At 71.2% G+C, this 12,517-nt stretch carries 14 protein-coding genes and 1 tRNA gene; 8 read left to right on the forward strand and 7 right to left on the reverse strand.

The window, feature by feature from the left end; genetic code table 11:
* Positions 1-113: 113 nt before the first annotated feature.
* Positions 114-425, reverse strand: coding sequence for a hypothetical protein (locus LN251_RS13700; protein WP_458244678.1), 312 nt, complete (start codon positions 423-425; stop codon positions 114-116).
* 404 nt (positions 426-829) lie between these two features.
* Between LN251_RS13700 and LN251_RS13705 the strand changes: the two genes are divergently transcribed.
* Complete coding sequence (locus LN251_RS13705) at positions 830-1,699, forward strand: bifunctional DNA primase/polymerase (protein WP_458244679.1); 870 nt, start codon at positions 830-832, stop codon at positions 1,697-1,699.
* Positions 1,700-1,779: 80 nt separating this feature from the next.
* Positions 1,780-2,211: a hypothetical protein gene (locus LN251_RS13710; protein WP_458244680.1), complete on the forward strand. Its 432-nt coding sequence runs from the start codon at positions 1,780-1,782 to the stop codon at positions 2,209-2,211.
* Here the strand turns inward: LN251_RS13710 and LN251_RS13715 are convergent.
* On the reverse strand, positions 2,199-2,681 hold the full coding sequence (locus LN251_RS13715; RefSeq protein ID WP_458244681.1) for a hypothetical protein: 483 nt from the start codon (positions 2,679-2,681) through the stop codon (positions 2,199-2,201). The genes LN251_RS13710 and LN251_RS13715 overlap by 13 nt on opposite strands.
* 45 nt (positions 2,682-2,726) lie before the next feature.
* Positions 2,727-2,963, reverse strand: a complete 237-nt coding sequence (locus LN251_RS13720) for a hypothetical protein (RefSeq protein WP_458244682.1) — start codon at positions 2,961-2,963, stop codon at positions 2,727-2,729.
* Positions 2,964-3,075: 112 nt separating this feature from the next.
* On the opposite strand from LN251_RS13720, the gene LN251_RS13725 reads away from it, so the two are divergent.
* Positions 3,076-3,414, forward strand: coding sequence for a YciI family protein (locus tag LN251_RS13725; RefSeq protein ID WP_458244683.1), 339 nt, complete (start codon positions 3,076-3,078; stop codon positions 3,412-3,414).
* A gap of 60 nt (positions 3,415-3,474) precedes the next feature.
* A complete protein-coding gene (locus tag LN251_RS13730; protein ID WP_458244684.1) occupies positions 3,475-4,092 on the forward strand; it encodes a hypothetical protein in 618 nt (205 codons plus the stop codon).
* 81 nt (positions 4,093-4,173) lie between these two features.
* Here the strand turns inward: LN251_RS13730 and LN251_RS13735 are convergent.
* Together LN251_RS13735 and LN251_RS13740 are read right to left on the reverse strand one after the other, a co-directional pair.
* A tRNA-Ser gene (locus tag LN251_RS13735) sits at positions 4,174-4,260 on the reverse strand.
* 109 nt (positions 4,261-4,369) lie between these two features.
* Positions 4,370-5,851, reverse strand: a complete 1,482-nt coding sequence (locus LN251_RS13740; protein ID WP_458244685.1) for a S1C family serine protease — start codon at positions 5,849-5,851, stop codon at positions 4,370-4,372.
* A 256-nt stretch (positions 5,852-6,107) separates the two neighbouring features.
* On the opposite strand from LN251_RS13740, the gene LN251_RS13745 reads away from it, so the two are divergent.
* The 3 genes from LN251_RS13745 (at position 6,108) to LN251_RS13755 (ending at position 8,841) form a co-directional block, all read left to right on the forward strand.
* A complete protein-coding gene (locus LN251_RS13745) occupies positions 6,108-6,935 on the forward strand; it encodes a glycerophosphodiester phosphodiesterase (protein WP_249835655.1) in 828 nt (275 codons plus the stop codon).
* Positions 6,936-7,081: 146 nt separating this feature from the next.
* Positions 7,082-7,729 (forward strand): ATP-binding protein, encoded by a 648-nt coding sequence (locus LN251_RS13750; RefSeq protein ID WP_458244686.1) that lies wholly within the window; start codon positions 7,082-7,084, stop codon positions 7,727-7,729.
* A 122-nt stretch (positions 7,730-7,851) separates the two neighbouring features.
* Complete coding sequence (locus LN251_RS13755) at positions 7,852-8,841, forward strand: DUF5926 family protein (RefSeq protein WP_458244687.1); 990 nt, start codon at positions 7,852-7,854, stop codon at positions 8,839-8,841.
* 244 nt (positions 8,842-9,085) lie between these two features.
* Here the strand turns inward: LN251_RS13755 and LN251_RS13760 are convergent, their stop codons facing one another.
* A complete protein-coding gene (locus LN251_RS13760) occupies positions 9,086-9,706 on the reverse strand; it encodes a hypothetical protein (RefSeq protein ID WP_458244688.1) in 621 nt (206 codons plus the stop codon).
* A gap of 56 nt (positions 9,707-9,762) precedes the next feature.
* The gene (locus LN251_RS13765; protein WP_458244689.1) at positions 9,763-10,428 is read right to left on the reverse strand and encodes a bifunctional DNA primase/polymerase; all 666 of its coding nucleotides are present in this window, start codon (positions 10,426-10,428) and stop codon (positions 9,763-9,765) included.
* 494 nt (positions 10,429-10,922) lie between these two features.
* On the opposite strand from LN251_RS13765, the gene LN251_RS13770 reads away from it, so the two are divergent.
* Complete coding sequence (locus tag LN251_RS13770) at positions 10,923-12,434, forward strand: PP2C family protein-serine/threonine phosphatase (protein ID WP_458244690.1); 1,512 nt, start codon at positions 10,923-10,925, stop codon at positions 12,432-12,434.
* Positions 12,435-12,517 lie beyond the last annotated feature (83 nt).

Below are 12,517 nucleotides of genomic sequence, written 5' to 3' on the forward strand. Positions count from 1 at the left end.
GACCCTTGGAGCACACCCCCGGAATCCCCCTGAGCCTCCCCTGCCCCCTGACCCTCCCCGGGCCCTCCCCGGGCCCCCCGCCCCGAACCCCCCTCCGGGTCAGAGCCGACGGCTCACCACAGATGGCGGAAGCGGATGGCGACGTTCTCGTTCCCCTGCTGGATGGCCGTGAACGCGGAGCCGTTGACCTGCGCGGTGTTGCTCTGGTTCGAGGCGCCCGAGCCCACCGCGTTCTGCTGCGTGGTGGACGAGTTGCCGTTGTTGTCGTGGCCGACACCGCTGCCTACGACACTCGCCACGCCCGCGTTCGATCCGTCGCCTGCGAAGGCGCCGTTGTCCGCCGCCGCGACGCCCGCGAACAGGGCGGCCGCCAGTGGAAGGGCGGAGACGGCGGCGATGACGCGGGCGGTACGGATGCTTGCCATGTTCTTCCTCCAGAACCCGGCTTCCTAGCCGGAAGTACGTCAGGTACGTCAGGTACGTCAGGTACGTCAGGTACGTCAGGTACGTCAGGTACATCAAGTACGGCTGCTGCCAGGGGAGTTGGCCGACCGCCCCGGCGGTTGTGCACGACGTCGCGAGACCAGAGTTGCCCACCGAATCCCCGGCGAACCACCCCGAAAGCCATGATTCCCACTCAAGTGCTACGACAAGTCGATAAACCCCTTTCGCCACTTACCGTCTCAGAGCAGGGCATCACATGATGACCAGAACTCATGGCGCACAAGGGGCGAACCGTTCCGGCAGATTTCCGGCCAATCTCCTCACCGTCGGCGCGTCGAGGCCGACTCCCCTTCCCTTTTTCGAACGTACGTACGAACATAGAGGCATGGCCACCACCGACCGGCAGGCCACGACGCTGGCCCTCGCACACGCCCTGTCAGCCGCCGAACGCGGACTGGCCGTCATCCCCCTGTCCCGCACGAAGCTTCCGGCCCTGCGTTCCCCCCACCGCGACGACCCCGACCCCCAGCCCTGCCACGGCGAGTGCGGCCGCCTCGGCCACGGGGTGTACGACGCCTCGGCCGACCCCGCGCGCATCCGCGAACTGTTCGCCGCGGCCCCCTGGGCGACGGGCTACGGCATCGCCTGCGGCCTGCCGCCGCACCACCTGATCGGCATCGACCTCGACACCAAGTCCGGCACCGACTCCTCGGCGGCCCTGCGCGAACTGGCCCTGCGCCACCTCTTCACGATCCCCGACACCGTCGTCGTGCTCACCCCCAGCGGCGGCCGCCACCTCTGGCTTACGGGACCGCCCGGCACCGCCGTCCCCAACTCCGCCGGCCGCCTGGCCCCCGGCATCGACATCCGCGGCGCCGGCGGCTACCTCGTCGGGCCCGGCTCCCGCACCGACCACGGCGTCTACACGGCCGCTCCCGGCACCGCCCACCTCGCCCCGGCCGCCTGCCCGCCCGCGCTGCTGCGGCTGCTCCTGCCGCCTCCGCGGCCCACCCATCCCTCGACCCACCCCTCGGCCGGCGACCACGGGCAGGGCCTGGTCCAGTTCGTCCTCGCCGCGCACGAGGGCCAGCGCAACACCCGCCTGTTCTGGGCCGCCTGCCGCGCCTACGAGAACGGCATCGGCCCCGCCCTCGTCGCCCCCCTGGTCGACGCGGCGCTCGACACCGGCCTGTCCGAACGCGAGGCCCGCGCGACGATCGCGTCGGCCGCCCGGATGACGGGTCACCGGGCCTGACAGGACGGCCCGTCCGGGCCTCCGGACGGCACGGAAAAAACACAAGGACCTCGATGCACCACCGCCCTAGAGTGCGGATCATGTCGCTGACCCGCGTGATCCTCACTTCCGGCCGCTCCGTCGACCTCACCGAAGTGCGGCTGTCATCTACGTACGGCGGCATGCTCGAGGGCTACCCCTGCAAGCTGGTCAACGACATGCGCATCAAGGGTTTGCTGCGCGCCGCCGAACTGGCCTTCCCCAGCGGCCCGATCCACTTCGTCGCGCCTTCGCGCGAATATCCCGACCAGTACGCGGGCGCCTTCGGCCCGGTGGAGATCCTGCCCCCGGTGGCCTGCATCGGCTCCTTCCGCTCCGGCCCCCTCGACCCCACGCACGACCCGGTCCTCTTCCGCTCGGGCCTCACGGTCGTCTGGTTCCAGCCGACGACCCAGGTCCCGGACGAGTGCGAGGCGGAAGCGGACCTCCGGGAGCTGGACTGGGCGGAACTGGCCCGCGACTACGAACTCTGACGCACCTTGTCGACGCGCCAGGCGAACATCCCGGAGGCCCCTCCGCCGTTTCGCACGTCGATCCTGGTCCCAGCCGCCTTCACCGCGAAGCGCGCGGAGACGGGGACGCCGTCGCAGGACACCCGCTCGGCGGGGGCCGTGCGCGCCGGCACGAAGCCGACCTCGACGGACCCCCGGCCCGCGCAGACCACGGTGACGCGGTAGCCGCCGCCGCGGGGCAGACCGAGCTCGTTCTGGACGCTGTCCGACACGCGGTCCAGGCCGGAGACCAGCGGGGCGTCAGCCGAGGTGGTGTCGAGGACCCGCTGGGCCGTCGCCGCGAGCTGCTTCTCCCGCTGCGCGGCCGGGGACTTGGAAGCCGCAGGAGCGGCACCTGCCCCACCACCCGCACTGCACGCGGTGAGGAGCAGAGCCGGTACGAGCGTGAGGGCGCAGGTCAGGAGGGCGAGGTGGCGATGCTCCGTGGTCATGACCTCAAAGACAGCGGACGCGCCGGAACCGTTCCCGCCGACCGCTCACGGCGCCGGCCGACGCCCCGCCCGCCGACGCTCGGCGACCTCCTGCGCGACCACTCCCAGGCAGGCCAGTGACACGGCCAGCACGGCGGCCTTGGTCCATGACTCCGCCAGCCAGCGGTGGGCTCCCCAGGCGGCCGCGCTCAGCGGTATCAACCCCAACCCGAACTGCATCCCGCGGCGCGCCCACGGCGATCGCACCCGCCCGGCCACCGGCTGCGGCTGTTCACCCGTCATGCCCAAATCAATATCACCACCCCGCATGCCTGCTCGCGCCCCACCGATGAGAAGGCGACGCGGTATCCGTCTTACCGAGACCAAGGGGTCACCGAAGAAGGAGACGAACACGATGGCGCGGTACCTGATCTCGTTCGACGACGGATCGATGGACTTCCCCGAGGAGGACTTGCCGGAGGTAGGCGAGGCGGCCCACCGGGTACTCCGCGAGGCCAAGGAGGCAGGAGTCTGGATCTTCGGCGCCGGCCTGCAGCGTCAACGGGCGAGCATCGTGGCCACCGACGGCACGGTCACGGACGGACCGTCCCCCGAGACCAAGGCGGTCATCGGCGGCTTCTCGATCATCGAGGTCCCGTCCCGCGAGGAAGCGCTGCGATGGGCCGCGAAAATCGCCGAGGCCTGCCGCTGCGCACAGGAGGTCCGAGAGATCATGTACGACCCCGAGAGCTGACCCCTGGCGGTCACTCGAAACCGATCAACCGGGAACCCGCGCAGCCGCCCCTCCCTCCTCATGGTCAACAAGTCCCGAAAGCGCACCGATCGACCGGCTGATTACGAGGACCAAGAGATGCGTAGGTTGGACCGGGGCCATGCAGCGGCCGGCTGGATGGCAGCAGCGGCGTTGCTGACGGCCGGATGTGCTGTTCTCGACAACAACTCTGCTGATGCCAGCGGACCGGGCGCGTCGTACGAGCAGATGTACGCCGACCACGAGCCGTTGCACGTGGTCGGCTACCCCTCCACCGGCTCCTTGCTGGTGATGCAAGAGCTCGTGTGGCACATCGCCGACGGCAAGGCGGCTGAGCTCCGGAAGCTGGCGACCAACGACAGCAGCGATGCGGTGGCCCAGAAGACAGCCGAGAACTGGATCAAGGGCTTCGGAGCGGGCGCCCGGGGCAAAGTGACGGGCGATTTCTACGACGGAGGTTCAGCACGCCAAGTCGTGGTCCTGTACTTCCAGGACACGCACCAGGTCAAAGAGTTCACCGTTCGGCTGGACGGCGCTGCGGGCAAGGAGGACTGGCGGGTCCTGATGAAGTCGACCGATTTCAAGGACGCCACCCAGGCTCCGAGCTGGGCACCGAAGGAGCCGGGAGGAACCGGCTCCACCATGAAGAACAACAACTGATCGCCCGGGCACCCGAGCGGCACGCGACGACGGCCCCCGACCTGCTCACCAGGTCGGGGGCCGTTCTCATTGCTCTCAGCGCGGAGGCGGTGGGATTTGAACCCACGGTGACATCGCTGCCACGACGGTTTTCAAGACCGTTCCCTTCGGCCGCTCGGGCACGCCTCCCCGCGTCGCCGGTGATCGGCGGCGCGGGGACAAGAGTAACGGGTTGGCACGCGCGCGCGGGGAGCAGATGTCGCGAACCCGGGGAGGTACGCGCGCGTGGATCGGTGGGTCAGCTGTCGCCCGTGCGGGAGCCCAGGGTGAGCTGGACCGTGTGGGACTTGCCGCCCCGCTCGTAGGTGATGGTGACCGTGTCGCCGGGCTTGTGGGTCCAGATCTCGCCGATCAGGGTGGGGCCGGAGTCGATCACCCTGTCGTCCAGCTTGATGATGACGTCGCCCGGCTTGAGGCCGGCCTTGGCGGCGGGGCCGCCGGACTCCACCGAGGAGGAGCCGCCGGTGCCCGACTCGGTGATCTTCGCGCCGTTGGTGGAGTCCTCCAGGGAGACGGAGGCGCCGATCTTGGCGTACACCGGCTTGCCGGTCTTGATCAGCTGCTGGGCGACGTACTTGGCCTGGTTGATCGGGATGGCGAAGCCGAGGCCGATCGAGCCGGACTGGCTGGAGCCGCCGAGGCCCCCGCTGCCGGTGGACTGGATGGCCGAGTTGATGCCGATGACGTTGCCCTGGGCGTCCAGCAGCGGGCCACCGGAGTTGCCCGGGTTGATCGAGGCGTCCGTCTGCAGGGCGCTCATGTAGGAGGCGTTGGAGCCGGTGCCGTCGCTGGAGGCGACGGGGCGGTTCTTGGCGCTGATGATGCCGGTCGTCACCGTGTTGGACAGGCCGAAGGGCGCGCCGATGGCGATCGTGGAGTCGCCGACGGCCACCCGGTCGGAGTCGCCCAGCGTCAGGGGCTTGAGGTCCGACGGCGGGTTCTTGAGCTTGATGACCGCGACGTCGTAGCCCTGCGCGTGGCCGACGACCTCGGCGTTGTACTTCTTGCCGTTCGGGAAGGTCGCCGTCAGCTTGCCGCCGTCGAGGGCGTCCGCGACGACGTGGTTGTTGGTGACGATGTGGCCCTGCGTGTCGAAGACGAAGCCCGTTCCGGTGCCGCCCTCGCCGCTGTTGGACTCGGCCTCGATGGTGACCGTGCTGGGCAGCGCCCGGGCGGCCACGCCCGCGACCGTGCCGGCGTCCCGCTTCACCGCGCCGCCGCTGGTGGAGGCGGAGACGGTGGTGGAGCCGGTGTTGTCGTCGTTGTTCTTGGCCAGCGTGTAACCGAGGCCGCCGCCCAGGCCGCCGGCGACCAGCGCGGCCACCAGGATCGCGGCGACGAGTCCGCCGCGGCCGGACTTGGGCTTCGGCGAGGGCTGCTGCTGGTACGAGGAGCCCCAGCCGGAGTCGGAGCCGCTGCCGCCGTCCGAGTACGAGGGGGTCGCGGGCGGCGGGGGCGGCCAGGAGCTGTCCGGCGCCGATCCCCCGGAGCCCTGCTGGGCACCGCCGGAACCCGCCGAGGCGTACACGGGAGCGTGGCCCGCGTGCACCGGGTGCTGTTCCGGGGCGCCGGGGGCGCTCGGGGGCACCGGCGGGAGCGGGGCCGTACGGTGGTCGCTCCCCTCGGGGGTGGCAGGTGCCGAGGGAGCGGGAGCGTCCACCGGCACAGGGGGTGCAGACGGGGCCGGGGGTACCGCGGTGCCCTCGTTCTCGGTGCTCACAGCTTCTCTCCTCGATCCACGGCTGTTCTTCTCGGTCGCACTCGGTCACGCCCGTTCTCGTTGTCGACGGTCCGGCGCGCTGCAGCTGTGCATGTCATTTTGTATGCCGTCAGCTTTTCCCATGAGCTGTCAGGGCACCATAAGCGGTGCCTGTGGGTCCGCGGCCATTCTTTATATAGGTCATGACACTCAAAAGGGATGCAATCTCTGCTCCTCCGATCGCACGACTACCCCCGTGCGGTGGCACCATGACGCGGTGACCCACGCACGGCAGCACACGATCAAGGTCGTCGCCCACCGCGGAGCCTCCGAGGAGGCCCCGGAACACACCCTGGCCGCGTACAAGAAGGCGATCGAGGACGGTGCGGACGCCCTCGAATGCGATGTGCGCCTGACGGCCGACGGACACCTGGTCTGTGTCCACGACCGCCGCGTCAACCGCACCTCCAACGGCCGCGGCGCGGTCTCGGCGCTGGAGCTCGCCGACCTCGCCACCCTGGACTTCGGCTCCCGCAGGACGCGCGAGTTCTTCCGCACGCGCGACGAGGAACCCGACTGGGAGTACCTCCCCGAGGGCCCCGAGCACACCTCCGTGCTCACCCTGGAGCGGCTGCTGGAGCTGGTCGCGGACGCGGGGCGGCGCGTGGAACTGGCCATCGAGACGAAGCATCCGACGCGCTGGGCCGGACAGGTGGAGGAGCGCCTGCTGGTGCTCCTGAAGCGGTTCGGCCTGGACGCCCCCGCGTCCGCCGCCGACTCCCCGGTGCGCGTGATGAGCTTCTCGGCGCGCTCGCTGCATCGCGTGCGTGCCGCGTCGCCGACCCTGCCGACGGTCTATCTGCTGCAGTTCGTCTCGCCGCGCTTGCGCGACGGACGGCTTCCGGCGGGTGTCCGGATCGCGGGCCCCTCCATCCGCATCCTGCGCAACCAGCCGTCGTACGTCGAGCGGCTCAAGCGGAACGGTCACCAGGTGCACGTCTGGACGGTGAACGAGCCGGAGGACGTCGACCTCTGCGTGGAGCTGGGCGTCGACGCCATCATCACCAACCGGCCGCGCGCGGTGCTGCGCCGACTCGACCGTTGACGGTGTGTCACTGGTAAAGACCTGTGAAGAACTCTTGACCCTTCCACCCCTTTGGCACCATCCTCCGTTTCCGGACACCGTCGAAAACCAGCCACACGACTACAGGGAGTGCTCCGGCGCGTTCGTTCCGTATTCGATCGTTTCGAATGCGTCACCGCGCGTGCATTGGCCGGTTTCCGGTACAGGCCAATGGGGCATCCACACCGTGGCGTGGGGCAAAGGAGGTCTCGGGGGTGGCGTTGGTGGTGGCACAGGAGGTGCCCACGTCGTCGAGCATGGCCGTACCCCATGGCCCTGCGGGCGTGGGGGAGGCGAGACACCGTATGCGCGAGCAACTGCGCAGGGGCGGCGTCTCGGAAGCGGTCATCGACGATGCCGTTCTGATTCTTTCCGAACTCTTGAGCAATGCGTGCAAACACGGTCGGCCCCTGGGCGACGCCCTGGCCGGGGACGGTGACGTCCGCGCGGCCTGGCGCATCGACCGCGGCGGCCGGCTCACGGTGGAGGTCACGGACGGTGGCGGACCGACCCGCCCGGCTCCGGCCACGCCCTCGGTCACCGCGCACGGCGGCCGCGGCCTGAACATCATCACCGCGCTGGCCGACGATTGGGGCGTCCGCGACGACGCCCGCGGCGAGGTCACCGTCTGGGTCGTGGTCCACGAGGACGTCCATGATCCCGATGCCGGGCACCGCCGCGACGACTTCGCTACGCGCGTCACCGCGCCGACGGTGTCCCGGATCCCGGCGATGCCGAGCCTGGGCTTCGCGGACGCGTTCGACGAGCTGGACTAGCGCGCCGGCACCGGGCAGCGCCGCCCGGGCCCGGCGTGCTCGTCCACAGGATCCCGTCACGCATGGCGTGAACGGCTAGGCTCCCGCCGTACGAGACGAGCCGTAACCGGGAGACACCCACGATGGCCAAGAAGCGACCCCCAACGAAGGCCAAGCAGCCCCAGAACACCGGCACAGCCCGCGCCGGTGTCGCTGACGGGGACGTTCCGGTCGTCGGCGCCCGCGAACCCTGCCCCTGCGGCAGCGGCCGCCGTTACAAGGCCTGCCACGGACGGGCCGCCGCGCAGGCGGTGACCGAGCTGGTGCGGCGCCCCTTCGAGGGCCTGCCCGGGGAGTGCGACTGGGTGGCGCTGCGCGAGCTGGTGCCCGCGGCCACGGTCGAGCTGCCCCTGAAGGACGGCCTGCCCGAGGGCGTCCCGTCGGTCACGCTCGCCACCGTGCTGCCGATGGCCTGGCCGGCGCTGCGCCGCGACGACGGCTCGGTGCTGCTCGGACTGCAGAACGACACGGCGTCGGGCGACATCAGCCGCGACCTCGCCGACACCCTCCGGCGCGCGCTGACCGCGGAGCCGGGCACGCCGGTCGAGGGCCGGCGCGCCCCCGCCGAGGGCCCGCGGCTGCAGGACCTGCTGGACCCCGAAGGCGCGTTCGAGCCAGTTGTGCACGAGGGCTTCGAGTTCTGGGTGCCGGACGCGGAGAACGCGACGCCGGAGGTGGCCGCCTCCCTGGAGCGGGCCAACGCCGCGGCGATCCCGACGGTGAAGCTGACCGGCGTGGACGCGGCGTACTGGTGCCGCACGCCGGACAAGAACCACCTGCGCTGGGTCATGCCGCATCCGGAGGAGCGGCTTCTGGACGCCCTCGCGCGCCTGCACGCCGCGGGCCGCTCGTCCCTCGGTGAGGGCACCCGCCTCGTGGGGTCCTTCCGGGCTCACGGGCTCATCGTGCCGGTCTGGGACCTGCCGGGCGAGGTCACGGCGGAGGACATCGAGAAGCCGGCCGCCGAGTTCGCCGAGCGGCTCGCCGGTGCCCTCGCCTCGGACGCGCCGCTGACCGCCGACGAGCGTCGCGCGCGCGGCGGTCTCACCAACCGGCAGGTCACGCTCAGTTGACGAGCCGTGACGGGATCGGCCCCGGCTGACCGACCGGTCAGCCGAGCCGGCTCGTCCGCAGGCGGTGGCTCCGCTCACAAGTCCCGTCAGGAACACGGAAATACGTGACCGGAAAGCCCGGATCGAATTTGCGAACCGCCGATCTCTTGTTACCGTTCCAGTAGCCCGGTTGCTGGTGCATCCCCCGTCGCCAGCAACCGGGTCTTTTCATGCCCGCGGCTCCCACACGGAATGGCCTCGTCCGTCAACTGCCCGGACTGGGCTCGGAGTTGCTCCCTGAGCGCAGCAGCAGCGGCCCGTCGGCGCGCTTCGCCGCGAACTCCGCCACCGCCGTGTAGGCGTCCGGCGTCCCCCGGGTCCGTTCCCGGGGCGTCTCGCACATCCCCGGCTCGTCCTCGGCGCCCACAGCACAATTCGTCTGCACCGTGCGCCCGCCCGGCCCCATCAGACTCAGTACGGCGTCCAGGGCGTCGCCGGTGGTGTTGCGGTAGTAGGTGCGCGCCCAGGTGTCCTCGCCCTGCGTGAGCACGCACGTCTGCGCCTCGATGCCGTCCGGTGAGGTGAGGGAGGGGCCGCAGCGGGCGGCGGTGGCCAGGCCCAGACCGAGCAGCAGGGGTGAGCCGGAGGGTTCGGCGGAGGGCGCCTTGGCGTCACCGGGGGGCGGGGAGGACTGGACGGGCCGACGCGCGGGGGCTCGTACGACGGCACTGCCCTTGTCGCCCGCCGGCCCCGCCGACGCCACGGCCAGCGGCAGCACGACCGCCGCCACCACGACGCCCGTGAGGGCGAGCAGGCGGATCCTTCGGGGGTCTCGCCCGCTGGGGAGCGGCTGGGGGGCGCTGTGCCCCCGGGAATGACGCGGCATAAGGCGGAAGATAACGACCACGCACGCGCGTGCCGCCCCGCGCGCGCCGGACACCCCTACAACTCGGGGGCGCTCACACCCGTACGAGTGAGTACCTCGACCGCGGCGTCGGCCACGGGCTCGACGTCGGGGACCCATGGGGAGGCGGAACCGGGGAGCGGGGCGCGCTCCCAGCGGATGGCGCCCTCGCCGGTCTCCGCCGGGGGCAGGGCGAGGTAGCCGCCCTCGCCGTGGAACCGCAGCGAGCCGGGGACGCAGTCCTTGGCGTAGAGCAGTTCGCCCAACTGCTCCAGGGTGTACGGCTTCACGAGGATCGCCCAGCGGCTGGGCGAGGCCACGACCGGGCCGAGGCGCATGCCCATGCGGTCCAGGGCGGCCAGGGTCTGCGCGGCGGCCAGGGCCGGCAGGCTGACCGCGCAGGGCGCCTTGCCGCCGGTGGCCAGGATGATCGGCGCGGCGGGCCGGTTGGTCCACCACCAGCGCACCATGCGCGGGTCGGTGGTGGCCGCGAGGAGGGCGGGGTCGAAGGGGTGCGCGCCGGGCACCGTGCACTCCGGGTCCGGGCAGGCGCAGCGGGAGCGCCCCTGCGGGTCCGGTGCCACGCCCGGGAGTACGGGCCACTGCCATTCCGTCGCGCAGGTCAGGGCCGCGCTGATCAACTCAGGCCTTCCGTCGCTGCGCTGGGACAGGAGCCTGCGTCGCCTTCCGAGGATCTCGCGCATGAGCGCTCGTTCCTTTCCGTTGCACCGCTGGCAACACCGTGGGGGCCACATCACACCATGTGTCGATCACTTCACTGTGCGTACCTGTTGGCGCATCACACCCCTGCCGGAGGCAAGGGGAACCCCTATGGGCCGAGCATTGGCTGCTTCCGCGGCAACCTCGCCACCCATAGCGTCTATCAAAAGCATGGGCCTGGCGGGGGGTGGCGAAGTCTGGCGTTTTGCGTTCCGCGTATTTCTCTTCGCCTCCACCACGGGAGGATGGGGCACGGTCGTCGGTGGATAGGACGCCCGGTTCGGTCGCCAGGTTCCGGGTGGCTGTCAACCACCCCTGGCCTTCTCCGAGTACGTACCCATCACGACCGCTGTGACGCTCTGTGGAGCAAGCCCAGTCGACCGCAATAGCCCGTTACCCCAGGCTGTTTTAGGCCAACTTCGCTTAACGGCACACCCTACTCCAGTTACCCACGGACACCAGGAATCCCCGCAGGACAATGCTGGACATCCCCTCACGAGTGCGTGTACATGTGGAGACACCGCTAGCGGCGCAGAATGACATGGGGGTTTGCGATGCTTTTGAGCAATACGCACCGGTCGGAAAGCCGGACGCCATGAACGCCCCTCACCCTTCGAAAGTGGCTGGAATCGATTCAACGGTTCCGTCGCCCGCACACACTGTCGCGCCCGCGCCGGCCACCCCGGGTACCCCACCGGTCCCCCCGCCGAACGCACCCGGAGCACTGCTCCAGGACCGTCTCGCGGGTTGGGTGTCGGACCTCACGACACTGCACGAACTCACCGAACGCCTGGCCCGCACGGACGTGCTGACCGAGGCCCTGACCGAAGTGCTGCGCGCCGGAGCCGCCCTGGTGGGCGCCCGGCGCGGTCTCGTCGTACTGGAACCGGGCGACGGGCTCGGGCCGGACACGACGATCGGCCTGGGGCTGGCCCGCGCGGACCTCGGGCACATCGAGACCGTGCCGCGCAGCGCGATGTCGTACGGCCGCATCCTCGACGGACTCCCGGGCGCCGACGGCGAGATCGCCCAGCCCGACCTGCTCGCCGAGGACGGTCTCGACCCCCGCCACCGCGAGGTGGCCGCCCGCCTCGGCTACGCCGCGTGCTACGCCCTCCCGCTGACCGCCGAGCACATGGGCCGCGTCGGCGCCGCCGTGTGGCTGTACGACGAGCCCGCGGAGCCGGGCGAGCGGCAGCGGCACCTGGTCGGGCTGTACACCCAGTACGCCGGCGAGCACCTGGCCCGGCTGGTGGAGGTGGAGCGCACGCGCGCGTGCATGGCGACGATGGCCGAGGAGCTGCTGCCGTCCCGGCTCCCCCGCGTCGCCGGCGTCCAGCTCGCCGCCCGGCACCGCACCGGCCCGCGCGGGGGCGGCGACTGGTACGACGCGCTGCCGCTGCCCGACGCGGCCCTCGGCCTCGCGGTCGGCTCGGTCACCGGTTCCGGCCCGAGCGCGGTCGCCGCGATGGGACGGCTGCGCGCCTCCCTGCGTGCGTACGCCGTGATGGAGGGCGAGGACCCCGTCGCCGTCCTGTCCGACCTGGAACTGCTGCTGCGCCTGACCGAACCGGCCCGCTCCGCAACCGCCCTGTTCGCCTACTGCGAGCCCGCCCTGCGCAAGATCACGCTGGCCGGTGCCGGGCACTGCCCGCCGCTGCTGGTCGGCGAGCGGCGCACCGAGTTCGTCGAGACGTCGGTGTCCGCACCGCTCGGCATGCTCGCCTGCTGGGAGGCGCCCAGCGTGGAGTTCCAGGCCGAGCCGGGCGAAACGGTGCTGCTCTACACCGACGGCCTGCTGCACCGCACCGGCGACCCCACCGACCGCGCCTTCGCGCGTCTGCACGCGGCGGCCGCCGGGGTGCCCAGGGCGCTGCGGCACGACCCGGACGCGATCGCCGACCACGTGCTGCGCACCGTCCTGCCGGACGGCATGGACGCGGCCGACAGCGAGGAGGACGTCGTCCTGCTGGCGGCACGCTTCGAGTGAGCCGGGAGCGCGTGCCCGCGCACGCGCGCCGCTGCCCCCGGTAACAGGTCCTTCGCCCCTGAGCCCCCTTCCGCACGACCGTA

The organism is Streptomyces sp. MAI_2237 (assembly GCF_054189285.1).

Excerpts from the sequence above, each read along its gene's own strand:
- LN251_RS13715 (WP_458244681.1), bottom strand. The coding sequence starts at position 2,681 with ATGACCACGGAGCATCGCCACCTCGCCCTCCTGACCTGCGCCCTCACG.
- LN251_RS13720 (WP_458244682.1), bottom strand. The coding sequence starts at position 2,963 with ATGACGGGTGAACAGCCGCAGCCGGTGGCCGGGCGGGTGCGATCGCCG.
- LN251_RS13755 (WP_458244687.1), top strand. The coding sequence starts at position 7,852 with ATGGCCAAGAAGCGACCCCCAACGAAGGCCAAGCAGCCCCAGAACACC.
- LN251_RS13750 (WP_458244686.1), top strand. The coding sequence starts at position 7,082 with ATGCGTCACCGCGCGTGCATTGGCCGGTTTCCGGTACAGGCCAATGGG.
- LN251_RS13700 (WP_458244678.1), bottom strand. The coding sequence starts at position 425 with ATGGCAAGCATCCGTACCGCCCGCGTCATCGCCGCCGTCTCCGCCCTT.
- LN251_RS13770 (WP_458244690.1), top strand. The coding sequence starts at position 10,923 with ATGCTGGACATCCCCTCACGAGTGCGTGTACATGTGGAGACACCGCTA.
- LN251_RS13760 (WP_458244688.1), bottom strand. The coding sequence starts at position 9,706 with ATGCCGCGTCATTCCCGGGGGCACAGCGCCCCCCAGCCGCTCCCCAGC.
- LN251_RS13765 (WP_458244689.1), bottom strand. The coding sequence starts at position 10,428 with ATGCGCGAGATCCTCGGAAGGCGACGCAGGCTCCTGTCCCAGCGCAGC.
- LN251_RS13725 (WP_458244683.1), top strand. The coding sequence starts at position 3,076 with ATGGCGCGGTACCTGATCTCGTTCGACGACGGATCGATGGACTTCCCC.
- LN251_RS13710 (WP_458244680.1), top strand. The coding sequence starts at position 1,780 with ATGTCGCTGACCCGCGTGATCCTCACTTCCGGCCGCTCCGTCGACCTC.
- LN251_RS13730 (WP_458244684.1), top strand. The coding sequence starts at position 3,475 with ATGGTCAACAAGTCCCGAAAGCGCACCGATCGACCGGCTGATTACGAG.
- LN251_RS13705 (WP_458244679.1), top strand. The coding sequence starts at position 830 with ATGGCCACCACCGACCGGCAGGCCACGACGCTGGCCCTCGCACACGCC.